Annotated in this window: 17 protein-coding genes; 9 read left to right on the top strand and 8 right to left on the bottom strand. The window is 72.9% G+C overall.

Features of this window, described 5'->3' with window-relative positions:
- Positions 1 to 199: 199 nt before the first annotated feature.
- Together IEZ11_RS10580 and IEZ11_RS10575 are read left to right on the top strand one after the other, a co-directional pair.
- A complete protein-coding gene (locus IEZ11_RS10580; protein ID WP_189262643.1) occupies positions 200 to 1534 on the top strand; it encodes a PP2C family protein-serine/threonine phosphatase in 1335 nt (444 codons plus the stop codon).
- A 112-nt stretch (positions 1535 to 1646) separates the two neighbouring features.
- Complete coding sequence (locus tag IEZ11_RS10575; RefSeq protein ID WP_189262408.1) at positions 1647 to 2642, top strand: MASE1 domain-containing protein; 996 nt, start codon at positions 1647 to 1649, stop codon at positions 2640 to 2642.
- On the opposite strand, the gene IEZ11_RS10570 is transcribed toward IEZ11_RS10575, so the two are convergent.
- Positions 2591 to 3142: an ATP-binding protein gene (locus tag IEZ11_RS10570; protein ID WP_189262407.1), complete on the bottom strand. Its 552-nt coding sequence runs from the start codon at positions 3140 to 3142 to the stop codon at positions 2591 to 2593. The genes IEZ11_RS10575 and IEZ11_RS10570 overlap by 52 nt on opposite strands.
- A gap of 215 nt (positions 3143 to 3357) precedes the next feature.
- Between IEZ11_RS10570 and IEZ11_RS10565 the strand changes: the two genes are divergently transcribed.
- The 3 genes from IEZ11_RS10565 (at position 3358) to IEZ11_RS10555 (ending at position 5832) form a co-directional block, all read left to right on the top strand.
- Positions 3358 to 4311, top strand: coding sequence for an NADP-dependent oxidoreductase (locus IEZ11_RS10565; RefSeq protein WP_229712937.1), 954 nt, complete (start codon positions 3358 to 3360; stop codon positions 4309 to 4311).
- Between the two features lie 208 nt (positions 4312 to 4519).
- Positions 4520 to 5131, top strand: a complete 612-nt coding sequence (locus tag IEZ11_RS10560) for an FMN-dependent NADH-azoreductase (protein WP_189262406.1) — start codon at positions 4520 to 4522, stop codon at positions 5129 to 5131.
- 125 nt (positions 5132 to 5256) lie between these two features.
- Complete coding sequence (locus tag IEZ11_RS10555) at positions 5257 to 5832, top strand: TetR/AcrR family transcriptional regulator (protein WP_189262405.1); 576 nt, start codon at positions 5257 to 5259, stop codon at positions 5830 to 5832.
- 24 nt (positions 5833 to 5856) lie between these two features.
- On the opposite strand, the gene IEZ11_RS10550 is transcribed toward IEZ11_RS10555, so the two are convergent.
- The gene (locus tag IEZ11_RS10550) at positions 5857 to 7278 is read right to left on the bottom strand and encodes a carboxypeptidase regulatory-like domain-containing protein (protein ID WP_229712936.1); all 1422 of its coding nucleotides are present in this window, start codon (positions 7276 to 7278) and stop codon (positions 5857 to 5859) included.
- Between the two features lie 151 nt (positions 7279 to 7429).
- Between IEZ11_RS10550 and IEZ11_RS10545 the strand changes: the two genes are divergently transcribed.
- The 3 genes from IEZ11_RS10545 (at position 7430) to IEZ11_RS10535 (ending at position 10096) form a co-directional block, all read left to right on the top strand.
- The gene (locus IEZ11_RS10545) at positions 7430 to 8038 is read left to right on the top strand and encodes a TetR/AcrR family transcriptional regulator (protein WP_189262404.1); all 609 of its coding nucleotides are present in this window, start codon (positions 7430 to 7432) and stop codon (positions 8036 to 8038) included.
- Between the two features lie 436 nt (positions 8039 to 8474).
- Complete coding sequence (locus IEZ11_RS10540; protein ID WP_189262403.1) at positions 8475 to 9092, top strand: flavin reductase family protein; 618 nt, start codon at positions 8475 to 8477, stop codon at positions 9090 to 9092.
- A gap of 38 nt (positions 9093 to 9130) precedes the next feature.
- Positions 9131 to 10096, top strand: a complete 966-nt coding sequence (locus IEZ11_RS10535; RefSeq protein ID WP_189262402.1) for a DUF1152 domain-containing protein — start codon at positions 9131 to 9133, stop codon at positions 10094 to 10096.
- Positions 10097 to 10127: 31 nt separating this feature from the next.
- On the opposite strand, the gene IEZ11_RS10530 is transcribed toward IEZ11_RS10535, so the two are convergent.
- From IEZ11_RS10530 to IEZ11_RS10515, 4 genes are read right to left on the bottom strand one after another with little or no spacing between them, the layout of a single operon-like run.
- A complete protein-coding gene (locus IEZ11_RS10530) occupies positions 10128 to 12101 on the bottom strand; it encodes an acetoacetate--CoA ligase (protein WP_189262401.1) in 1974 nt (657 codons plus the stop codon).
- Positions 12098 to 13678: a bifunctional 3-(3-hydroxy-phenyl)propionate/3-hydroxycinnamic acid hydroxylase MhpA gene (mhpA, locus tag IEZ11_RS10525; protein ID WP_189262400.1), complete on the bottom strand. Its 1581-nt coding sequence runs from the start codon at positions 13676 to 13678 to the stop codon at positions 12098 to 12100. Before mhpA ends, IEZ11_RS10530 begins: the two co-directional genes overlap by 4 nt.
- Before the next feature lie 7 nt (positions 13679 to 13685).
- A complete protein-coding gene (locus IEZ11_RS10520; RefSeq protein WP_189262399.1) occupies positions 13686 to 14636 on the bottom strand; it encodes a fumarylacetoacetate hydrolase family protein in 951 nt (316 codons plus the stop codon).
- Between the two features lie 29 nt (positions 14637 to 14665).
- Positions 14666 to 15820, bottom strand: coding sequence for a VOC family protein (locus tag IEZ11_RS10515; protein ID WP_189262398.1), 1155 nt, complete (start codon positions 15818 to 15820; stop codon positions 14666 to 14668).
- Positions 15821 to 15954: 134 nt separating this feature from the next.
- On the opposite strand from IEZ11_RS10515, the gene IEZ11_RS10510 reads away from it, so the two are divergent.
- Positions 15955 to 16590 carry a TetR/AcrR family transcriptional regulator gene (locus IEZ11_RS10510; RefSeq protein ID WP_189262397.1) on the top strand — a complete coding sequence of 212 codons (636 nt, stop codon included), beginning with the start codon at positions 15955 to 15957 and terminating at the stop codon, positions 16588 to 16590.
- Positions 16591 to 16658: 68 nt separating this feature from the next.
- Here the strand turns inward: IEZ11_RS10510 and IEZ11_RS10505 are convergent, their stop codons facing one another.
- Together IEZ11_RS10505 and IEZ11_RS10500 are read right to left on the bottom strand one after the other, a co-directional pair.
- Entirely contained in the window at positions 16659 to 17918 is a 1260-nt protein-coding gene (locus IEZ11_RS10505) for a TIGR02679 family protein (protein WP_189262396.1), read from the bottom strand.
- On the bottom strand, positions 17909 to 22063 hold the full coding sequence (locus IEZ11_RS10500) for a TIGR02680 family protein (protein WP_229712935.1): 4155 nt from the start codon (positions 22061 to 22063) through the stop codon (positions 17909 to 17911). Before IEZ11_RS10500 ends, IEZ11_RS10505 begins: the two co-directional genes overlap by 10 nt.
- Between the last annotated feature and the right edge of the window lie 7 nt (positions 22064 to 22070).

Below are 22070 nucleotides of genomic sequence, written 5' to 3'. Positions count from 1 at the left end.
GGGACTCGCCTCCGGATGCGGGGTGTACGTAGCCCCCCTGCGCGTCGCCGCCGGTCCGCCTCGCGGGCGACCCGTTCTGCACGTATATGCCATTCTGAAATCCGATAAACAGTTTTTTGCGCGCTTATTTGCGCCAGGAGGCCGGAATGCACCGCTCAATCGTGTGGGCGGACCCGACGACATCGGTGCCGAGCCCGTGATGTCAGAAGCCGGGGAAGGGGCGCACGCGAGGGAGCCTCACCTCCCCGACCTGCACCTGCGCCTGCGCTCCGAGCTGGGGCGGATCGACGACCAGCTGCACGCCCTGCTGACCGCCATGGACCGGCTCCAGGGCTTGCTGAACGCGGTGGTGGCCATCAGCCGGGAGGTCGAACTGCCCGCGGTGCTGCACCGTATCGTCACCACCGCCATGGACCTGGTGGGCGCCCGCTACGGGGCACTGGGCGTACTCGACGAGTCGGGTGACCACCTGGCGCAGTTCATCTCGGCCGGTCTGTCGGAACAGGAACGCGCCGCGCTGGCCGAGATCGGCTTCCCCCGCGGAAGAGGGGTGCTCGGGCACCTGATCCGGCACCCCGAGCCACTGCGGGTGGACCGCATCCCGGCCCATCCGTCGTCCGCCGGGTTCCCGCCCGGCCACCCGCGTCTGCGCACCCTGCTCGGCGTCGCCATCAGCGTCCGCGGCGAGGTCTACGGCGACCTCTACCTCTCCGAGCGGTACGACGGGCAGCCCTTCGACGCCCACGACGAGAGCGTCGTCGTGGCCCTGGCCGGCGCCGCCGGCATCGCGATCGAGAACGTCCGCCTGTTCGAACGGGTGCGCATCGGAGCCGAGCAGTTCCAGCGTCTTCTGCTGCCCAAGCTGCCGGACCTGCGGCCTTTCACCGCCGCCGCCGTCTACCGGCCCGCCGCCGAGCCCAGCCGGCTCGGCGGCGACTGGTACGACGCGATCCCGCTGCCCGGCAACGTCGTGGCGGTCGTCATCGGCGACGTGGTCGGCCACGATCTCCGGGCCGCGGCCGCCATGGCCTCCATCCGCAACATGCTGCGCGCCCTGCTGTTCGAAGGAGGCGGCCCGCCCGGCGCGGTGCTCACCCAGCTCGACCGCACGTTGCAGGCCATCACGGACAACCCCGTCACCACCACGACCCTGGCCCGCATCGAACCGGACGGGCCGGGCTGGCGGCTCCGGTGGAGCAGCGCGGGACACGTCCCGCCCCTGCTCATCCCCCCTGGCCGCCGGGCGGAGTACCTGTTCGTCGAGCCCGGACTGCCCCTCGGGGTCGACTCCGAGCAGCCCCGTCCCGACCACTCCCGCTTCGTGCCCCCGGGCGCCACCCTGGTCTTCTTCACGGACGGGCTGATCGAGCGCCCGGACCGGCCCATCGACGCGAGCCTCGACGACCTCACCACTCTGGCCACCGCCTACGCCGATCTGCCCCTGAAGGACTTCGTCCGGGCACTGGCCGACCACCATCCGAGCGACGGCCACGACGACATGGCCGTGCTCGCCCTGCGCACCCCCTCCGTCTGACCCGACGCGCGCGGCCGGACGGCCGGCGCCGCGACGCCGTGGAGGATCGGGCGGATCCGGCGGATCCGGCGGATGATGGATCCCGGGGCGATGTCGATGCGGAGGTCGCCCGATGGCTGTCGCCCGGCGTGAACGGCTCCGGCGCGGTGGTGTGGCTGTCCTGGACATCTGCGTCGTCGCCGCGCTGTACTACGGCTCGGCGAAGATGGGACTCCTCCAGCAGCTGGTGCGCCGCCAGGTCACCCCGCTGTGGCCGCCGACGGGCATCGCCCTGGCGGGGCTGCTGCTGCGCGGCCCGTGGGTCTGGCCGGGCATCGCGCTCGGCGCGCTCCTGGTCAACATCTCCCTGGGCCCCTCGCCCTGGGCCGTCCTCCTGATCGCGGCGGGCAACACCCTCGCCCCCGTCTGCTCGTACCTCCTGCTCCGCCGTACGGGATTCCGTGTCGAACTGGACCGGCTGCGGGACGCGCTCGCGCTGATCTTCCTCGGCGCGTTCGCCGGGATGCTGGTCAGCTCGACGACGGGCAGCGGGACCCTGGCCCTCGCCGGGGTGCTGCCCGCCGACCGCTTCTGGCCGACCTGGTCGGTGTGGTGGACCGGCGATGCGATGGGCGTCCTGGTGGTGACGCCGGTCCTGCTCGTGCTGCGCTCGGCGCGCCTGCCGAGGAACGCACCGGTGTCCCGCTGGGTGGAGGCGCTGCTGCTGCTCGCCGCCACCTGCGGCGTCGGTCTGCTGGAGACCAGCAGCACCCCCCTGCTCTTCCTCGGCTTCCCCCTGCTGATCTGGGCGGCCTTCCGCTTCCAGCTGGCCGGGGCCGCACCCTGCGCGCTGGCCGTGTCGACCTTCGCGGTGATCGCCGCCGCCCGGGGCGCCGGCCCGTTCTCCGGTCACGACCTGCTCACCGACATGATCACCCTGCAGGCCTTCAACGGCTCCTCCTCACTCACCGCCCTGCTGGTCGCGGCAGCCGTCAGCGAACGCGACGAGACCCAGCGGGAGATCGCACGAGCCTGCGGCCATCTGGCCGCCCTGGTGGCCCGGATCACCGCGGGCGGCTACCCCGCGCCGCCCCCCGACGACTCCGCCGAAGGACAGCGCCCGCCCTGAAGCCGGGCGCGGAGGGAGCGGGCCAGCCGGTCCGCCCGGTCCGCCGTCACCCACTCCGGCTCCGGCCGCCGGAGCAGTTCACCCAGGGCGGCCAGGGCGACCAGGAAGGGCTGTGGAGCGGGGCCCCGGCGCAGCCCGAGGGCGGTCATGAGCGCCCGGTACTGGGCCGCGGGAAGGCGGGAGGCCCGGTCGAGCAGCCGGGCGAGCAGTCGGGCGAGCAGCCGTGCGAGCAGCCGGGCGAGCAGCCGGTGCAGGCCGTGGAACGGCACCTCCGCGGCGGACTCGGAGCCGGCCACGCGCACCACGGTGAAGCCGGCCTGCCCGGCCTGGAGCCGTGCGGCGGCCAGCAGGCTCGTCTTGCCGATCCCCGGCTCTCCGGCGACGACCAGGGAACCACCGCACTCAGCCGCCAGCAGCCTGCCGATGACCCCCAGCTCCGCCTCCCGGCCGACGAGCGCCCCCGTGTCGGCGGCGGCCGAAGCATGATCAGTACCGCCCATGCACCGGATCCTATGTGCCCGAAGCGACCACCAGCAGTCCGCGGGCCCCTCCACGGAGAAGCCTGCACGCCGCCGCCGCTTGGCCGTTCCCGCCACCGCGAGCCGTCGCGAACGGGGTGGTGGTGCGTGTCGCGGTCACCTGACGCAGGCGGCCCCGCTCGGTGGCTCCCATGCTGGAGGGGAAGGTCATGTCCGCCGCAAGGAGTGAGGGAACGATGACAGACATGCGCGCTGTTCGTGCTCGCGAGCGAGGCGGTCCGGAGCGGCTGGTGTACGAGACCGCGCCACGTCCCCGACCGGCCGACGGCGAGGTGGTGGTCGCCGTGCACGCGGCCTCCGTCACCAACGGGGAGCTCACCTGGGACGCCACCTGGACCGACAGTTTCGACGGAACCGGCGCCGACCGGACACCGATCGTGCCCTCGCACGAGGTCAGCGGTGTCGTGGCGGAGGTGGGTCCGGCGGTGACCGACCTGGCGGCGGGGGACGAGGTGTACGGCCTCACCCCCTTCACCCGGGACGGGGCCGCCGCCGAGTACCTGGCCGTGCCGGCCCGGGTGCTGGCGGCCAAACCGGCCGGCCTGGACCACACGCGGGCGGCGGCCGTACCGCTGGCCGCGCTCACCGCCTGGCAGGCGCTGGTCGGCCGGGCCGCACTCGCGCCCGGACAGCACGTCCTGGTCCACGGGGGCGCGGGCGGTGTCGGCTCCCTCGCGGTGCAGATCGGCGCGGCGCTCGGCGCACGGGTGACGGCGACCGCGTCGGCGCGGGACCGTGAGTTCGTCGCACGGCTCGGTGCGGATCAGGTCCTCGACTACGCCGTCGACCGTTTCGAGGAGCAGGTGCACGGCGCCGACGTCGTGCTGGACACGGTCGGCGGGGAGACGCAGTCGCGCTCGTGGGCCGCCCTGCGTCCGGGCGGGATCCTGGTCAGCATCGTCCAGCCGCCGGATCAGGACGCCGCCGCCGCGAAAGGCGCGCGCGGTGTCTTCTTCGTCGTCGAGCCGGACCGGGCCGGGCTGGAGGCCGTCACCGGCCTGATCGACAAGGGCAGCCTGACGCCGGTCGTGGACCGTGTCGTACCGCTGTCCCAGACGCGCGCCGCGTACGAGGCGCTGCAGACGGAGCATCCCCGGGGGAAGATCGTGATCCGGGTGAGCGGTGACTGAGCCGTCCTCCTCGCGGCGGCCCGCCATCGGCCGCGTCCGCCCGGCTGTGTCTGCCGTCACCACGGGCAGATAGTTGATTGTTGAACTTTCCTGGGCACAGTGAAGGCACGGAAACTCGGCCGGCGAACAACCGGCCGGGCCTGAATGCCCCCACATGCCCACACTCCAATTGTGGAATGTTCAATCCTGAACCCTTGGGAAGAAACCCATGTCTCACCTGCTCCACATCGACTCCAGCGCACGCGGGACCGACTCCCTCACCCGGCAGATCGGCGCCCGTTACGTCGCCGCCTGGCACCGGCAGAACCCGGAGGGCACCGCCGCCTACCGGGACGTCGCCCTGGACGTGCCGGACCTCGTCTCAGCGGACTGGATCACCGGGGTCTTCGCTCCGGCCGAGCACCACACCTCGCGGACCCGGGCCGCGGTGGACGCGTCCGCCGCGCTCATCGGCGAGGTGGAGGCGGCCGACGTCCTGGTGCTGGGCGTACCGGTGTACAACTTCAGCGTGCCCGCCGCCTTCAAGGCCTGGATAGACCAGATCTGCATGGCCGGACGCACCTTCGCGTACGACGAGAACGGCCCGCGCGGCCTGCTCGCCGCCAAGAAGGCCGTCGTCGTGCGCGCGTCCGGCAGCGACTTCGGCGATCCCGCGTTCGCCGCCATGGACTTCCACGCCCCCTACCTGCGCGGCGTCCTCGGCTTCATCGGCATCACCGACGTCGAGTTCATCTCCGTCAGCGGGCAGACCCCCGAGCAGGTCGAGGCCGGTCTCGCCGAGGCCGACCGGGCCATCGCCGCGTCCCTCAAGGCCCTCTGACACCACCGGCGGGATCTTTTCGGCGCGGCAGCCGTTCCGTCGCCCCGGGCCGGGCACCACGACCTCCAGCCCCTGAACCCCGCGCATTCTTGATGCTTCAGTCCATAACTACTAACTTGGCACCCATGGCACGTCCCCGGGAATTCGACACAGACCAGGCGATCGACCGCGCGATGGCCCTGTTCTGGGCGCGGGGATACTCGGCCACCTCCCTCCAGGACCTCACCGCCGCACTCGGTATCGGCAGCGGCAGCCTGTACGCGGCCTTCGGCTCGAAGGAGAACCTCTACGCACGGGCGCTGGAGCGTTACTGCTCCCACAACGCCGGAGCGCTGGTCGAGGCGCTGGACTCGGCCACGGATGTGCGGTCCGCGCTGCGCACGGCGCTCCAGGCCCTGGCGGAGGCGGACCTGGACGACCCGGAACGGGGCTGTTTCCTGGTCAACGCCGCCACCGAACGCTCGGCCGACTCCACGACCGTGGACCGCGTGAGCGGAACGCTGCGCCTGGTGGAGAGCACCATCGCCGGCGCCCTGGAGCGGGCACGGGCACGCGGCGAGCTGTCCGCCGACAAGGACCCCGCGGCCCTGGCCCGGTTCCTCACCACGTTCATCCAGGGGATGCGTGTCATGGGCCAGGCCCGTGCCGACCGGGCGTTCCTGGAGAGCGCCCTGTCGAGCGCCCTGTCCGTGCTGGACTGAGCGTCCCGCGGCGGCGCGCCGCCGTCACACGGCCGAGCCGGTGGCGTGCACCGGCTTGGCGTGACGTCCTTGCGGCAGGCCGTGCAGCGCGAAGTCGGCCCGCGCCGTCATCCCGGTCTGCATCAGCGTCTGGTGCACCATCGGATGCAGGCCGGGCGCCGAGACCACGATGCTCAGGTACCCCTCGGGAAGCCCGGTCGCGGCGTACTCACCGGCCTCGTCGGTCACGCTGCGCACGAGCTGGCGCCCCCGCGCGTCGATGACGGTCACCGCGGCGCCGCGGACCGGGCGGGCCTCGCGGTCCTGGACCCGGCCGGTGAGCACCGGCACCTGCTCCCCGAAGTGGTGCGCGTGCACCGGGACCGCTGTCGGCCTGGGCGTCTCCAGCGACGGGTCCTCGACCGGGGGTTCCCCGACGAACTCGCTCTCCCCGTCACCGTCGTCCGCCCCCTCGACCCGCAGGGCGGCCGCGGCCCTGGCCCTGCGCCCGTGCAGCCAGAGGTCGAGCCCCAGCAGGGCGACCCCGCCCACGAACCAGGCGCACAGCACCAGGACCGGCTTGAGCACTCCGGCGCCGTCGAAGTAGAGGACGCCCCGCAGCGCGTCGATGCCGTTGGCCAGGGGCATCACCTCACGGACGTACTGGAAGAACATCGGCAGCATCGGCGCGGGCACGGCGCCGCCGCTGGTCGGGATGCTCATCACGATGAACAGCCCCATGGCCACGGCCGGGAAGAACTGCCGGACGAACGGGGCGAGCCCCGAGGCGGCTGTCGCCACCGCCGTGGTGAGCAGGAAGGACACCGCCATGGCCGCGGGCCGGTCGGGCAGGTAGCCCAGCCACAGGCCGACGTAGAAGCCGATGGCGCTGTACCCGGCGGCCACCCCGGCGACGGTGAGGAGCTTCCTGCGCCGGCTGAAGGTCACCGCCCGCAGCAGCGTGGTCGCCAGCACGTAGGCCGGGATGCTCCAGGCCAGCGCGAAGTACAGCAGGGTGGTGCCCAGCTCGTCCTGCTGTTCGGTGGGCGCCACGTCGGTGACGGTCAGGTGCCGGTGGGTCTTGGCGGCGACCTGGGTGAACACCTGGGTCAGGGTCTGTTCGAGGGAGGCGCCGTTGGCCTTCGCGACGTACAGCACCGCATGCCCCTGGTCCTCGCGGAATCCCCCCGCCGCGTCCCGGTCGAGGACCGACCGCCGGGCCGCCGGGCCGTCGGCGACCGCGCTGACGTCGAACCCGCCGGGAACCCTGGCGCTCAGCGCGCTGTCGACCCGCCGGGCCACCGCCGGATCGGCCACCGCGACCTTCACATGGTGCGGCTGCGGTGCGTGCAGGGCGGGCGCGAAGAAGAACAGCATGCCCAGGAACAGGGAGACCGGGAACCACAGGGCTTCGGCCAGGGTCAGGGCCACGGACTGGCCCTTGGATCGTTCTGTCCGTTCCGCCACGGGAACTCCACTTCGCCGGGGACGACCGGAGCGGGTCCCGTCCGGCGCATGACTGAGACCAGCCATCGTAATAGATAATTGCAGTACTGCATTTTTGCAGTACTGTAGCAATTATTCGGCCGTCCACGGTTCACGGGAGTGCGACCAGCACATGGAGAGCGACCGCCCCGAAGGGCTGCGCGAACGCAAGAAGCGAGCGACGCACCGAGCGCTGCAGAGCGCCGCGGTGGATCTCTTCCGCCGTCATGGCCCGGATGCCGTCACGGTGGAGAGCATCTGCGCCGAGGCCGGGGTCTCGCCACGCACCTTCTTCAACTACTTCGCCACCAAGGACGAGGCCGCGTTCATGCTGGAGGAGGGGACGCCGGCGCTGATCGAGCGGCGGATCACCGCCCGCCCTGCGGAGGAGACCCCGCTGGAGGCGATCCGGGCCGTGTTCGTGGCGCGGCTCAGCGAGCTCGCCACCGGCAGGCTCTGGCTGGAGCGGATGCTGCTGCTGCGCGAGCGTCCGGAGCTGCTGCCCCGGATCGTGCTGACCAATCGCACCGTGGAGGACGCGGTGACCAGGGCGGTGGCGGCGCGCACGGGCCTGCCGGAGCACCACCTCTATGTACGGACGACCGGTGCCACGGTCTTCGCGGCGCTGCAGGCCGCCATCAGCTGCTGGCAGCCGGACTCCGGCCCGAAGGTGGTCACCCTGGTCCGCGAGGCCGTGGACCTGGTGGGCCGGGGGCTGCCGGTCCCGCCGCGGACCGGCTGAACCGGCTGAACCGGCTGGCACGAGAATTACCAGGTCCGGGCGGCCTGCCGCGCTGTGCAGTCAGGTGACGCAGGCGCGGACGCCGCGCCGCCGGGCAGCATGGATCAGCGCAGCAAGGAGTGACGCCATGACCCACAGGCGAGTACTCATCACAGGCGAACGTGCGGACGGCTCTCCGGATCGTCCAGGCTGTGCTGCCCGGCATGCGCGTGAGATCCTGGGGACGGGTGGTGAACGTCACCAGCCTCGTCACCCTCGGCCTGCCGGAACGGACGGGTGCTCGCCTCACAGGGGATCACGGTCAACGCCGTCGCCCCGGGGCCCACCGAGACCGAGCTGTTCCGGCAGAACAGCCCGCCCGGGTCGGCCGGTGCCGCGCGCTACCCGCGTCGACGGCGGTGCGAGCCTCGGCCGCAACAGTGCCTGAGAGGCCGACATGCGTGTGGAATACGACCCCGAGACGATGAGCAGCGCGGATTTCTACCGGTTCCTGACGTCGGTCGTCATTCCACGGCCGATCGCCTGGGTCTCCACGATCACGCCCGACGGACGCACCGAGAACCTGGCCCCGCACTCGTTCTTCAGCATCGCCAGCACCGATCCCCCGATCGTCCAGTTCACCTCGATCGGCCGGAAGGACTCGCTGCGCAACGTCGAGGACACCGGGGAGTTCGTCGTCAACTTCTCCTCCGAACCGCTCCTCGGGCTGGTCAACGCGACGGCCACCGACTTCCCGCGTTCGGTCAGCGAGTTCGAGTACGCGGGCATCGAGCGGGAGGCCAGCAAGTGCGTGCGTCCGTGCAGGGTCGCCGCCTCCCATGTGGTTCTGGAGTGCCGTTCGCACACCACGCTGCGCATGGGCAACTCCACCCTGGTCTTCGGGCGGGTTCTGCATGCCGCCGTCGACGAGGACTACCTGGTCGACGGCCGGCCCGACAGCGAACTGCTGCGCCCGCTCACCAAACTCGGCGCCGACGAATGGGGCGCCCTGGGCGGGGTCGTGCACCTGAACCGCATCCCCTACGAGGAGCCCGGACGCCAGGACTTCCGTTGACTGCGCGGGCCGGCCCGCCCTCCTGCTAGCGTCCTGCGGTGATCTCTCTGGGGGAACCCGCGTTCTTCACCCGCCTGCGCGACGCGCGCCGGGTGCTCGTCGCCGGTGCGGGCGGCGGCTTCGACGTGTACGCCGGGCTCCCGCTCGCACTCGCGTTGCGGTCGGCGGGCAAGGAGGTGCACCTCGCCAACCTGTCCTTCGCCGACCTGTACGGCCTGGACCTCGATGTGTGGGTGGACCAGGACGTCGCGGCCGTCGGGCCGGACACCCCCCTGCGCGGCGACTACTTCCCCGAACGGACGCTCGCCCAGTGGCTCGCGACGCAGGACCTGCCGTCGACCGTGTACGCGTTCCCGAGCATCGGGGTCGGCCCGCTGCGGGCGGCCTACCGGACGCTGATCACGCATCTCGGCGGTGTCGACGCGGTCGTCCTGGTGGACGGCGGGACCGACATCCTGATGCGCGGCGACGAACACGGTCTCGGCACCCCGGAGGAGGACATGGCGAGCCTGGCCGCCGTGAACGGGCTCGACGAGGTCCCGGACCGGCTGGTGGCCTGCCTCGGCTTCGGGGTGGACGCGTATCACGGCGTGAACCACTCGCTCGTACTGGAGAACCTGGCCGCCCTGGACCGGGACGGCGCCTATCTCGGGGCGTTCTCGCTGCTCGGGGCGGCCCGGGAGGGCGCGCTCTATCTCGACGCGGTGGCGCACGCCCAGCGCCACACCGCGAGCCACCCGAGCATCGTGAACGGATCCGTCGCCGCAGCGGTGCGCGGCGACTTCGGCGACGTCCGGTTCACGGAACGGACCAGGGACGGCGAGCTGTTCGTGAACCCGCTGATGGCGCTGTACTTCTGTGTGGACCTGCCCGGACTGGCCCGCCGCAATCTCTACCTCGGTCTGCTGGAACGGACCTCGCTGATGCGGCAGGTGAGTTCCGTGATCGAGGAGTTCCGCACCACGCTGCCCCGCCAGCGTCCGCCGCGGGTCTTCCCGCACTGAGCCCGGTCCTCGTGCGGTCCGCACGCGGTCCTCACGCCGACCGGGCCCGGCGTTCGGCGCCCAGCCGGACGAAGTGGTCGATGAGGCCGGGCGCGTCCACCGCGGCCGGGTTGACCACCTGCTCGACGGGAGCGCCCTGGAGCAGGCGTTTGACCGGGACCTCCAGTTTCTTGCCGGTGCGGGTGTGCGGGATGCCCGGCACCTCGATGATCTCGTCGGGCACATGGCGGGGTGAGACGCCGGTGCGGACGGCGGCACGGATGCGGTCACGCAGCGCGTCGTCCAGGGCCGTACCGGCGGCCGGGACCACGAACAGCGGCATCCAGTAGCCGCCGTCCGGCTCCTCCGCGCCGATGACCAGGGCCTCGGCGATCTCCGGGAGGCGTTCGACGGCGTCGTGGATGTCGGCGCTGCCCAGCCGTACGCCGTTGCGGTTCAGCGTGGAGTCGGAGCGGCCGTGCACGATCACGGATCCGTGGCCGGTGAGCGTGATCCAGTCCCCGTGCCGCCACACACCGGGAAAAGTGGCGAAGTAGGCGTCGTGGTACCGGGTGCCTTCGGGGTCGTTCCAGAAGTACAGCGGCATCGACGGCATGGGGCGGGTGACGACCAGCTCACCGACCTGGTCCACCACCGGCCTGCCCGCGGCGTCGTACGCGGCCAGCGCCACGCCCAGCTGCGGGGCCGACAACTCCCCTGCCCAGACCGGGGTGTTGGGTGCACTGCCGGCGAAGCCGGACACCACGTCCGTGCCGCCGCTGATGGAGGCCAGCAGCACGCGGCCGCCGACGTGGTCCCGCACCCAGGGATACGCGAAGGCCGGCAGGGGGGAGCCGGTGCAGCCGACCACCCGGATCGACGACAGGTCGTGCGCGGACGGGTCGATGCCGGACCTGGCCATGCCCAGCAGGTACTGGGGACTGGTCCCGAAGACGGTCACCCGGTGCCGGGCGGCCAGCTCCCACAGCACGTCGAGCCTGGCGAAGGGGGCCGGGCTGCCGTCGTAGGTGCAGGTCGTGGCGCCTGTGAGGAGGGTGGAGACGACGAGATTCCACATCATCCAGTGGGTGGTGGTGTACCACAGGAGGCGGTCGCCGGGGCCGAGGTCGGAGTGCAGGGCCAGGGTCTTGAGGTGCTCCAGCAGGACTCCGCCATGGCCGTGCACGATGCCCTTGGGCAGGCCGGTGGTGCCGGAGGAGAACACCACCCACAGCGGATGGTCGAACGGTACGGCGGTGCAGGCGAGTTCCTCGGTGCGGGTGGCGGCGTCCTCCCACGGGATCACCAGGGACGGGTAGTTGCCCTCGGGCCAGGGCAGGCCGACATGTCCGACCAGCAGCGTCGCCTTCAACGTGGCGAGGGATCCGGCGAGTTCGAGGACGGCCGCACGACGGTCGTGGACGGCGCCGTTGAACAGGTAGCCGTCGGCCGCGACCAGCACGGTGGGTTCGAGCTGGGCGAACCGGTCGGCGGCCGCTCCGGGCGCGTGGTCCTGACCGCACACCGACCACACGGCTCCCAGACTCGCCGCGGCGAGGAACGCGACGACGGCGTGCGGGGTGTTGGGGAGGTAGCCGACGACCCGGTCGCCCCGGCCGACTCCCAGGTCGCGCAAGGTCGCGGCGACGGAGGCGACCGAGGCACGCAGCCGCTCCCCCGTGACCTCGTACCCCGAACCGGTCTCGTCCAGGGCGATGATCGCCGGCCGGTCGGCGGCGAGGTTGCGCAGGGCGTGGTGGGCGTAGTTGAGGGTGGCGCCCGGGAACCAGCGGGCTCCTGGCATCCGTTCCTCGGCCAGCACCCGCTCGTACGAGGTGTCCGACTCGATGCCGAAGTACTCCCACACGGCGCCCCAGAAGCCCTCCAGGTCGGTGACCGACCAGCGGTGCAGGGCGGCGTAGTCGGTGGCGTCCGTCCCGGCATGACGGGCGAAGTCCATGATGCGACTGCCGGAGACGGTCCGCGGATCGGGCGTCGTGAAGGGGTCCGGATACGGCCTGGTCATGGTGCGGTGCTCCTCAGCAGGCTCTGTTCGACGGTGCGTGGGGGAGGTTGGGGGCCGCGCGTGGTGTGCAGAAGGGGCGCCCAGGCCGCGGTGTCCGTGAAGTCGTGGCCACCGGTCGGGACGACGTCCAGGACGACGCGGTCGGGGCGCAGCAGGACGGCGTCCGCCCGGCCGGCGCGCAGCCAGCCGGCCAGGGTGCCGCCGTCGCCGAGGCCCGCCACGGGGACGGTCCGTACGCCGAGCCCGCGGGCGAGGGCGCTCAGTGCGGGCGAGGGCTCGGCCCCGGTCAGGATCGTGAAGGAGTCGCCGAGCAGTTCGTCGAGACGGCTGCGCCGTCCGTCGACGCTCACCCAGGGCTGCGGACACATGGCGCCCGCCAGGCTCCGCCGGAGGCCGCGCCGCACGAGCGGTCCGGCGGTCAGCGGCCGCCCGAGGTCGCGGCCGGCCAGTTCGGTCAGGCCGGGTACCCGGCACAGCGCGGCCAGCACCCTGCGGCGGGTCGCGGCGGCGCCGTCCTGGCCGCCGGTCATGGCCCAGCCCATGACGACCGCGAGCCGGACCACGTGCCGGGCGTGCGGTCTGCGTTCGCTCTCGTAGGTGTCCAACAGCCGTTCGTCCGCGCCCTGTCGGAGCACGCGGGCGAGCTTCCACGTGAGGTTGCGGGCGTCCCGCAGCCCCGAGCACAGCCCCTGTCCGACGAACGGCGGGGTGAGGTGAGCGGCGTCCCCGAGCAGGAAGACCCGTCCGCCGCGCCAACGGTCGGCGACGCACGCCCGGAAGGTGTACTGCGTCTCGCGGACGACCTCGAAGTCCCCGTCGTACGAGGGCGGCAGCCACGGGGCGATCAGCTCGCGGACCGTCTGCCGCCCGTCCCGGAGCCGGAACTCCCAGCGGTAGCGGGTGTCGTTCACCCGCATGAAGGTCCCCGGCCGCTCCGGGTCGCAGACCTGGTCGACGCCCTCCCAGCAACGGACGGGGCCCGTCGTCTCGGCGTCGATGACGGTCCAGCGCTCCTCGAAGCGCAGGTCCTCCCAGAGGCCGCCGATCGCCTCGCGGGTGAGGCTGCCCGCGCCGTCGCAGCCGAGGACCGCCTCGGCCCACAGCTCGTGGTCGCCGGTGTCGTCACGGTAGGTCACCCGGACGGGGCCCGCGGTGTCCGGGCCGACGCCGGTGACCTCCACGCCACCACGCAGCTCGCACCCGGGGCGCCGGGCCAGCTCGGCGCGCAGCAGGCCTTCCAGCTCGGGCTGGTCGAACATGCTGGACTGCGGATAGCCGTGACGGCCCTGCCGGGAGCGCCGGAACTCGGCCATCACCCGGTGCCGGGCGTCCAGCAGCCGCAGCCCGCCTGCCGGACGGGAGATCGCGGTGAACTCCTCGCCTACGCCCGCGGCCTGGAGGATCCGGTGGATCTCGTCGTCGCCCGCGACGGCGCGCGGGAGCGGGTAGACGTCCCGGTGGCGTTCGAGGACGACACTGCGGACCCCGTGCCGGGCCAGGAGAAGGGCGGCGGTCACGCCCACCGGCCCGGCTCCGACGATCACGACGGGCACCCGTGCGGCTTCGTCGACGGTCATGTGCGGCTCACCCCGGGTGTCGGTTCGCGGCCGCGACGGGCGTGCGCTGCTCGCCGAGGTCGATCCGGCCGTCCGGGGTCGCGATCGTCGCCGTGATCACGTCCCCGGTGCGCAGGTAGCGCGGGTTCCTCGCCTGGCTTCTGAAGAACGCCTTCCACTTCACCGCGGGCGGCAGCAGCGCGCCGATCTTCTCGACGGCCTTCGGCGGGGCCTTCAGCGCCGTGCCACCGGGGGTGCCGGTGAGCAGCAGGTCGCCGGCCCGAAGGGTCTGGAAGCGGGCCAGCAGGGTCAGCGCCCGCGCCGGGCGGACGATCATGTCGGCCAGGGTGCGGTCCTGCCGCGCCTCACCGTTGACGCTCAACTTCAGCCGCAGGTCGAGAAGATGGCCGAAGTCCTCCGGCTCCAGGAGCGCGAGGTGGGGGCCGGTCGGCGTGAACGTGGGGTAGGACTTGCTCTCGTAGAACTGCGTCCTGGTCAGCTGGATCTCGCGCGCGCTGACGTCGTTGGTGATGACGAGCCCGGCGACGTACGAGGGCAGGTCCCGGTCCTCGACGACGGCGCCGATGGGAAGGGACCCGGCCATGACGAGCCCGAGTTCGATCTCGTAGTCGAGGAACCTGACGTGCGCCGGGCGGACGATGGCCTCGCCCGGACCGCTGACCGAGCCGGACGCCTTGCGGAAGAAGGCGGGCGGGACATCGCCGGTGAAGCCCGAATCCCGGGCGTGGCTGCGGTAGTTGACCATCTGGGCGACGACCCGGCAGGGGGTGGTGACCGGTGAGAGGGCCACCAGGCCGGCGACGGGTGTACCCGCCGCACCCGAAAGAGCCGCCTCTCTTACGGCGGCACGGTCGGCGAGCAGCTCGGCGGTGGTGGCAGCCCTGGTGTCGACGGGGACGGCCCGGTCGCCGCGGAGGACCCACCAGCCGTCGGCGGTACGCAGGACATTGGTACTCATCGCATTGCCTTTGTGAGGGGGTCGGGGGTTCAGGAGTTGGCGGCCCTGAGCAGGCCGAGCAGGCGCGCGGCATCCATCTCGTTGTCGCCGCGCAGGGCCTGTACGACATCGCGGACGCGCTGCGGGGTGGGGCTCGTGCCCAGGAAGTCGCGGGTGGCGGGCGGGCCCCACTGGGCGAGGCCGCTCGTCGACATCGGCGCCCAGCCGGGTTCGAGGTCGCGGGAGAACAGGTCGCCGTCGGCGAAGTGCTCCAGCATGAAGTGGTCGGGGTCGCGCCAGTAGTCGAAGAGCTGGCTGCCCTGGATGTGCCGACCGATCCCCCAACTGCGCTTGTATCCACGCTCCTTGAGGTATTCGCCGCCGGTCGCGATCGAGTCCAGGTCGGTGACCTGGTAGGCGGAGTGGACATAGCCGGTGCCCGGCCCCAGATGCATCGCCAGCGCGTGGTGATCGACCGGCACGCTGCCCAGGTCGCAGCGGATGAACGCCATCGTCGGACCCCGGTCGCGCTGCCCGTCCAGGAACAGGAAGTCGGACACGATCATGCCGAGCGTGTCCAGGTACCAGTCCAGCGCCCGGCCGAACACCCGCGTCTCCAGCACCACATGCCCCAGGCGCTGGATCCGGGACGGCTCGCGGGGCGGGCGCTGCGTGGCGTTCGTACGGCGGTGGCCGGTGCCGAAGTTCAGCGGCAGCGGCCGCTGCTCCGGGAGCGCGGACAGCCGCTCGCCGCAGTGCACCACGCGCACGGGGAAGCCCGAGGGGTCGAGCAGGTCGACCGCCTTGCCGCCGCCCGGCACGGCGGCGCCGTCGACGTCGCGCACGTCGGAGCCGGTGGCGCGCCCGAGGCGGTCCAGGTCGGCCCGCTCGGCGGCCCGGAAGGCCGGGCCGATGAAACGGGAGGTGCGGCCGCGCCGGATCACCACACAGGGTGAGCCCGCGAAGGTGCCGCGCAGCCACAGCTCCCGCTCCGTGCGGGCGGCGACCTGGAAGCCGAAGTCCCGGGCGAAGACCTCGGCCCGCCGCAGATCGGGCTTCTCGAACTCCAGCCAGGCCAGGTCGGCGACCTTGATGACCGGGTTCCGGGACCGGCCGGGGTGTTCGCCCCGCAGGGCGCCCTGCTCGCTGTGCAGGTCCTGGTGGGCCGTCCTGACGTCGGCCGCCTGGACGCGGGTTTCAGACATGGTGCCCTCCGAGCGACATTGCCACAATGAGGAAATCATCAACTTTGAGAATCTCTTCGTCAAGGCACTCGCGGCAGGAAATGATGAATTCATCAGGACTGCGACCACGATCGTCACGCGGTTACACTCTGCGCATGCCTACGTCAGCCCCGCCCAGCAACCGGTTCGAGCGGCGCCGCGCCGAGACCCGTCGCGCGCTCATCCGTGCGGCGCGGCAGATACTGGCCGAGACCGGGGACACCAGCGCCAGCATCCAGATGATCGCCGAGCGCGCGGATGTCGGCTTCGGCTCCTTCTACAACCACTTCGAGTCGAAGGCGGAGCTGTTCGACGCGGCCGTGGTGGACGCCCTGGAGGAGTTCGGCCAGAACTCCGACGACCGCCTGACGGGGATCGACGACCCGGCGGAACTGGTCGCGGCGGGCTTTCGGCTGAGCGCCCGCATGGCCGACTCCCACCCGGAACTGATGCAGGTCCTGCGCCGTCGCGGCCTCGGCCACATCCACGCGGACAACGGCCTGGCCCGGCGGGCCCTGCGTGACCTGGAGGCCGGCATGGCGTCCGGCCGCTTCACCACCGTCGACCCCACGGTCGCCCTCTCGGCACTGGGCGGAACCCTGCTGTCCCTGGTGGAGCTGAGATTCGCCCGCCCCGACCTGGACGGCGACGAGGCCGCCGTGAATCTCGCCGAAATGGTCCTGCGCATGCTGGGCGTGCCGCCGGCCGACGCTCACGAGGTCGCCCGCCGCCCCCTCCCCGATTTCACCTGACCGCCGGCCCACCGACCGGCCGCCGAAGCGGCCGCCGGTAGAGCAGCCGGGGCACCGTCCCCCGTGGCTCAGTGCGCCGCGGCCCGCAGATCCGAGAGCAGAGCGTCGAGGATCGACTCCTCCTCGACGCGCACCCCGTGCTCGGCCATCACGGTGGCCAGGCGCGGATCCCATGGCGTCGCGGCGGCCGTGCCCGTCAGGTGCTGCGGCTCGCTCACCCCGGTCACGGCCTCCTGGTAGTCGGTGGCTTCGTACCGCCAGGGGCGCCACCGGGCGACCCGGCCGAGGGCGGTGGCGATCCGCACCCCACCCCAGTCGAAGTCCGCGTGGTGCAGGAGTACCGCTCCGGACGCGGAGAGGCCGCGCAGCAGGGTGAGCGCGGCCGCCGAAGGCTGCCCCTGGAGGCACACCATGGGCGGGCATGCCGGGCCGAGGGCGTCTGCGGCGGCGGACAGGACGGCCGGGTTCTCGCACACGTGGACGTGTCCGGTCGCCGTCGTGATCCCGTTCGTGGTCCGGCGGTTGAGGGAACGCAGCGTCAGGACCGCGGGTTCGCCCTCGTCGGCCGTCCAGTCGAGGGCGGGTGTGCCGCGCAGGTTGAGGGTGAGCACGGTGGACGACACGTCGTCCTTGAGCAGCCCGGCCGAGGCCCAGGCCTCGCGCCGCCACTCGGCGCCGGTGCCGTCGGGGAAGCCGGTCAGCGTACGGATCCCCGAGAGCACCAGCGTGGCGAGCGGGGTTCCCTCGTCCAGGGCGTGGGCTCCGGTCAGATGGAGTGCCGCGAACGCCGCCCGTGACGTCGGAGGGTCGACGGGCAGCGCGTGCAGTGTCCGAACCGCGGCCGAGATCAGGGGGCCGGCGGCCTCGGGGGTGCGGGCGAGTCGCCGTACGAGACCGTCCTCACGGATCCGCGCGGCCCAGTCCGCCAGTTCGACCGTCACGGTGGTGAGCGGGGCCAGTGCCTCCTGCCATGCCTCGGCCTGCCTGTCCCTCGTCTCCGCGCGCGGTGTGACGGGCCCGGTGAGGGCGACGACGGCGGTCTCCAGGCCGTCCGGGCTGACGCCGGAGCGACGCAGGATCTCGTCCACCGTGTCGAGGCGGAGGGTCAGGGACCGGCCGGTACTCGGAGAACGTCCCAGCAGCCTTTCGGCGGCCTGGCGTTGGAGGTCGTCCGGGCGGGCCAGGGTGACCGTCCCGGTGAGCGGCCGCCCCGCCGCGATCCGTTGCCGGACGCGTTCCACAAGCCAGGCGAGTCCCGGGTCCCCGAGCAGCCGCCCGAGCCGTTCGCCGTCGACCTTCGTTTCGGCCACCGGGGGGTTCACGTCCATGGGGTCCCCGGTTCCACCATGGCGGCGGGGGTGTGCACCTGGGCGGGAACCGATACCGGCCCCACGGTGGCGCCGGGCTCGGGACCGCGTCGCCGTTCGCCGCCGTCCCACTCCCATCTGGTCACCAGGACGGCGTCGATGTCGTCGACCCGGGACAGCTGGGCGATGGCGATGCCGGGCACCTGCGGGTAGCAGGCCCACTCGCGTTCGCTGGTCATGACGACGTCGAGGTCGAAGGCACGGAGCAGGCCCAGACACTTGGCACGGGAGTCGTCGTCGACTCCGGCGAACGCCTCGTCGAGGGTGACCAGGCGCGGGGCGTGGGCGCCACCCGCGCTCGCGTAGTGGGAGGAGGCGGCGGCGAAGAGCGGGACGGACGCGGCCAGCACCCGCTCGCCGCCGGAGGCGGGGCCGGTGGCCGGTACCCATTTGCCGTGCTGGTGGCGTTCGACGCCGAACTCGTGCCAGGCGCGGTAGTCGAGGGCCGCGGTGAGGTCCTCCTGCCAGCTGCCGGCGCGGTCGTCGGCCTGCCGGCGGGCGATCTGCTCCTGGAGGAAGGCGCCGACTGCGGCCCGGTCCTCGGGCGACCAGGCGTCGGCCGACTGGCGCAGCCGGTCCCGGGCCTGGGCCAGCCCCTGCGGAGCGCGGCGGGAGGCGCGCCAGACCAGGCGCAGCTTCATGCCCGTGGACGTCGGCCGCTCCTCCAACTCCTTGTTCATGGCGCGCACTTGGCGTTCGGCCGCGCCGATCAGCTCCTGGAGGGTGCCGGCGACCTCGGTGATCAGATGGGTCTGCAGGATCTCGCGTTCGTGCGCGGAGAGGATGCGGGTCAGTTCGGCGACCTCGGCGGCGAGGGCTTCGGCGAGTTCGGGTACCGCACGTTCGCGGCCCTGGTAGACGATGTCGACGCGCATGCCGTCCTCGCCGGGGCGGGCCGTGGCGGTGTGGCCGTGCCGGGACAACGCGTCCTGGAGCCGGCCGAGTTCCTCGCTGAGATGTTTCTGGATGCGTTCCCAGGCCGCGTCGGAGTCGTCGATCGTGGCCAGCCGGGACTCGACGGCGCGGGCGAGGGTCACGGCGGGGGTGGCCGCCCACGGTCCGCCGTCCTCGTCCGGTACGGACAGGCCGGGGAGGGCTACGGCGAGGAGTCCGGTCGCCGTGAACCGCTGGAGCGCGGCGACGGCCCGTTCGCGGGCGGTGGTGGCGTCGGTGACATCGTCCGCGAGCCGCTCGATGCGCCCCTCGGCGTGGCCGGCCCGCCGGTCGGCGGCCTGGATGTCCTCCTGGGCCCGCTGTCGTTCGCGCTCACAGACGCGTGCGGCCTCCCCGGTCTCGGCCAGCCGCCGCTGGAGTTCGGCGACGGCCGCACCGACGGTGGAGCGGAGGGTGCGCAGGTGTTCGTCGGCGGCCGCGGCGAGCCGGGCCGACTCGGTGGCCCGGCCGACGAGTTCGGCACCGAGTCGCTCGGCGCGGCCGGCCTCGGCGCGTTCCCCGTCAACCGCATGCTCGGCGTCCACGCGCTCACGCGCCGCGGGCCAGAGTGCGGCGAGGTGGACGGCGTGGTCGACGAGTGCCTGCCGTACGGCGGCCAGGCCGTCCCGGCCGACGGGAAGGTTCAGGTCGCCCGCCGTGTCGCCGAGTTCGTTCGCCGTACGGTCGGCGTCGGCGGCCGCGCGGGCCAGTTCGGCGGCCCGCTCCCGCTGCCGGGTACGGGCCCGGTGGACGGCTTCGGCAGCCACGCCGAGCCGGGCGTGGGCGTGGCGCAGGTCGTCTTCGCCGGGTACGACGGCGAGTTCGGCGTCGAGTACGGTGCGCCGCTCGTACACCACCCCGCGCTCCCCGGCGAGTTGCTCCCCTTCGGCCGCCAAGGCCGCCTGTTCGACGAGCAGTTCGCCGATCCGGTTGCGGCGGTCCCGTTCGCGGGCCCCCTCTCCCACGTACTGGGCGCTGTCCTTGGCCCAGCCGCCGGTGAGCGCGCCGACCCGGAAGCGGCCGTCGATGGAGACCCAGGTACGGCTGTCACCGTCCTTGCCGACGTCCACCAGCGCGATGGCGGCCAGCAGTCGCTGGACGGTGTGCTCGCCGACGGCCGCGGCCCCGGCGTCGGCGTGGTCGACAGCCGGGCACAAGGCGCGGTCGAGCCCGTTTCCGGTGGGCAGGTCGAGCGGGTCGAGGAGTACGTCGTGGCCGTCCGCCCGCACCGCCGCGCCGTCCGGCCGCACCCAGGCGTCGAGGAGCCCGGAGGCCTCCAACGCGGCTTCCAAGCCCGCCCGTTGCGCTTCCGTCACGTGCGGGCGGAAGTCGACGAGACGCCACAGCGGGGCGCCGAGGGCGCGGCTGCGGAGATCGGCGGTGCGGGTGTGAGGGGCGGTGGGGCCGCGTTGCCCGCCGGTTTCCAGGGCGGCCAGTTCCTCGGCCCCGAGACGCAGGCGTGCGGCCGTCGCCGCCTCCGACTGGGCCAACGCCGCGGCCCGGTCGGCCAGTCGGGCGCCGAGTACGCGGTGGGCGGCGCTGGCGGCGAGTCGGGCCGGATGGGGCCCGTCCAGGCTGCCCGTCCAGCTCTGCACGGCGTCGAGCACCCCCGGCAGCCCGTCGACACGCAGTTCCACGAACGCCGACAGCTTCTCCCGTACGACCGCGACCAGGGCGTGCCCCGCCTCCTTGGCCGTCTCCTCGGCCTCGGCCAGCAGCTCCGCGCTGTGCCCGGCCTCCTCGTCGGCCTCGTCGGCGCGCAGCCGGGCGGCCTTGCGGGCGCCTTCCGCGCTCTCGGCCGCCGTCACGAGGGTCTCCACAAGGTCGACGGCCCGCCGCCTGCTCGCCGTGGCCTCGTCGGCGGCACGGCGCAGGGCCGGGGTGGGGGCTCCGGAGGTCTGGGGTATGTCGATGCGCGCCACCGTCGCGCTGTCAGCGACCCGGCCCTCGATGTCGTCCAGGGCATCCTGGGCGGCGGTCAGCCGGTTCGTGGCGGTGGCGAGCCGGCCGCGGGCCCGGGTGTGCGCTTCGGCGGCCTGCCGCCGGTCCGCCTCGGAGCGGGCGGCGTCCCCTGCCGTGCGGGAGGCGTCGGCCGCCGCCTGGTCGAGGGCGCGGGCGTCGCGCATCTCGGGACCCGACCGCAGTGCGGCTTCCTGGGCGCTGAGCCGTGCCGCCCGCTCGGCGAGCGCGACCGCCCGGTCCTGCGCCTCGTTCCGGTCGGTCACGGCCCGGTCGTGATCGGTCTGCGCCCTCGCCAGTTCCCGCTGGAGGTGTTCGTAGCGGGCGTGTTCGGCGCGGGGCAGGCGGGCCCGGCGGCGGGCGGCGATGCGGGCGTAGCGCCGGTAGTGGTCGAGGAACGCCGACGACGCCTGTTCGGCCTCGCGGGCCGCCCGCAGCTCCTCCTTCTCCTCGTCCAGCGACCGGAACGCCTCCGCGGCGTCGGCGATGACCGCCTGGTCCATCGGCGGCAGCGCCTCCGTCAGCGCCCGCGACAGGGCGGCCTCGTTGGGCCGCTTGGACAGCTGGGGCTGGCGCAGCTGGATGAGGAGGTCGACGAGCGCGCCGTAGCGCCGTTCCCCCAGCCCGAACAGGGCCTCGTCGACCGCTCGGCGGTAGGCCCTGGCGGTGTCGTACACCATGCCGTGGCCGCCGATGGCCTCGGCGAGCCGGTCCCGGGACAGGGCGGTGCCGGTGGCGTCGAGCAGGTCGAGTCCGGCGGCGATCCGCTGGGTGGTGACGGCGAACCAGTGGCGGGCGATACCGCGTCCGGCGACGGCCTTCAGGCCGCACAGCAGGGTGCGGAAGTGGGCCTCGCCGGTGGTGTCGTCGAGCCGGCCGAACTCGATCCAGGTGTAGCCGAGCCGTTCCGGATGGGGGTGTTCGCCGCCCAGGAGCAGGTTCCACTCCATCCGCTTGCCGGGGTCGCCGTCGGGCTCGACACGGCGCGCAGAGAGGTCGCCGTCCAGCAGGAACGGCAGGGTGAGGGCGAGCACCTTCGACTTGCCGGTGCCGTTGTTGCCGCGCAGCAGCAGCCGGCCGTCGCGGAACCAGAACTCCTCGACGTCGTAGTGGAACAGGTCGACGAGCCCGATCCGCAGCGGCCGCCAGCGGCCGGGCGCGGGGGCGGGGAGGACGAAGTTCGGGGACGCGGTCTGTATGGTCGGCGCGGTCACGGCGCGG

It is taken from the genome of Streptomyces fuscichromogenes, from assembly GCF_014645815.1.
In the GTDB taxonomy this organism is placed as follows: domain Bacteria; phylum Actinomycetota; class Actinomycetes; order Streptomycetales; family Streptomycetaceae; genus Streptomyces; species Streptomyces fuscichromogenes.
The sequence above is the reverse complement of the archived record's forward strand: the minus strand, read 5'-3'. Positions and strand labels throughout refer to the sequence as shown.

Bases quoted from the DNA above. Each gene is read 5' to 3' on its own strand.
- IEZ11_RS10555 (WP_189262405.1), top strand. From the start codon at position 5,257: ATGGCACGTCCCCGGGAATTCGACACAGACCAGGCGATCGACCGCGCG.
- IEZ11_RS10540 (WP_189262403.1), top strand. From the start codon at position 8,475: ATGCGTGTGGAATACGACCCCGAGACGATGAGCAGCGCGGATTTCTAC.
- IEZ11_RS10570 (WP_189262407.1), bottom strand. From the start codon at position 3,142: ATGGGCGGTACTGATCATGCTTCGGCCGCCGCCGACACGGGGGCGCTC.
- IEZ11_RS10510 (WP_189262397.1), top strand. From the start codon at position 15,955: ATGCCTACGTCAGCCCCGCCCAGCAACCGGTTCGAGCGGCGCCGCGCC.
- mhpA (WP_189262400.1), bottom strand. From the start codon at position 13,678: ATGACCGTCGACGAAGCCGCACGGGTGCCCGTCGTGATCGTCGGAGCC.
- IEZ11_RS10515 (WP_189262398.1), bottom strand. From the start codon at position 15,820: ATGTCTGAAACCCGCGTCCAGGCGGCCGACGTCAGGACGGCCCACCAG.
- IEZ11_RS10575 (WP_189262408.1), top strand. From the start codon at position 1,647: ATGGCTGTCGCCCGGCGTGAACGGCTCCGGCGCGGTGGTGTGGCTGTC.
- IEZ11_RS10545 (WP_189262404.1), top strand. From the start codon at position 7,430: ATGGAGAGCGACCGCCCCGAAGGGCTGCGCGAACGCAAGAAGCGAGCG.
- IEZ11_RS10530 (WP_189262401.1), bottom strand. From the start codon at position 12,101: ATGACCAGGCCGTATCCGGACCCCTTCACGACGCCCGATCCGCGGACC.
- IEZ11_RS10505 (WP_189262396.1), bottom strand. From the start codon at position 17,918: ATGGACGTGAACCCCCCGGTGGCCGAAACGAAGGTCGACGGCGAACGG.
- IEZ11_RS10565 (WP_229712937.1), top strand. From the start codon at position 3,358: ATGACAGACATGCGCGCTGTTCGTGCTCGCGAGCGAGGCGGTCCGGAG.
- IEZ11_RS10520 (WP_189262399.1), bottom strand. From the start codon at position 14,636: ATGAGTACCAATGTCCTGCGTACCGCCGACGGCTGGTGGGTCCTCCGC.
- IEZ11_RS10580 (WP_189262643.1), top strand. From the start codon at position 200: ATGTCAGAAGCCGGGGAAGGGGCGCACGCGAGGGAGCCTCACCTCCCC.
- IEZ11_RS10560 (WP_189262406.1), top strand. From the start codon at position 4,520: ATGTCTCACCTGCTCCACATCGACTCCAGCGCACGCGGGACCGACTCC.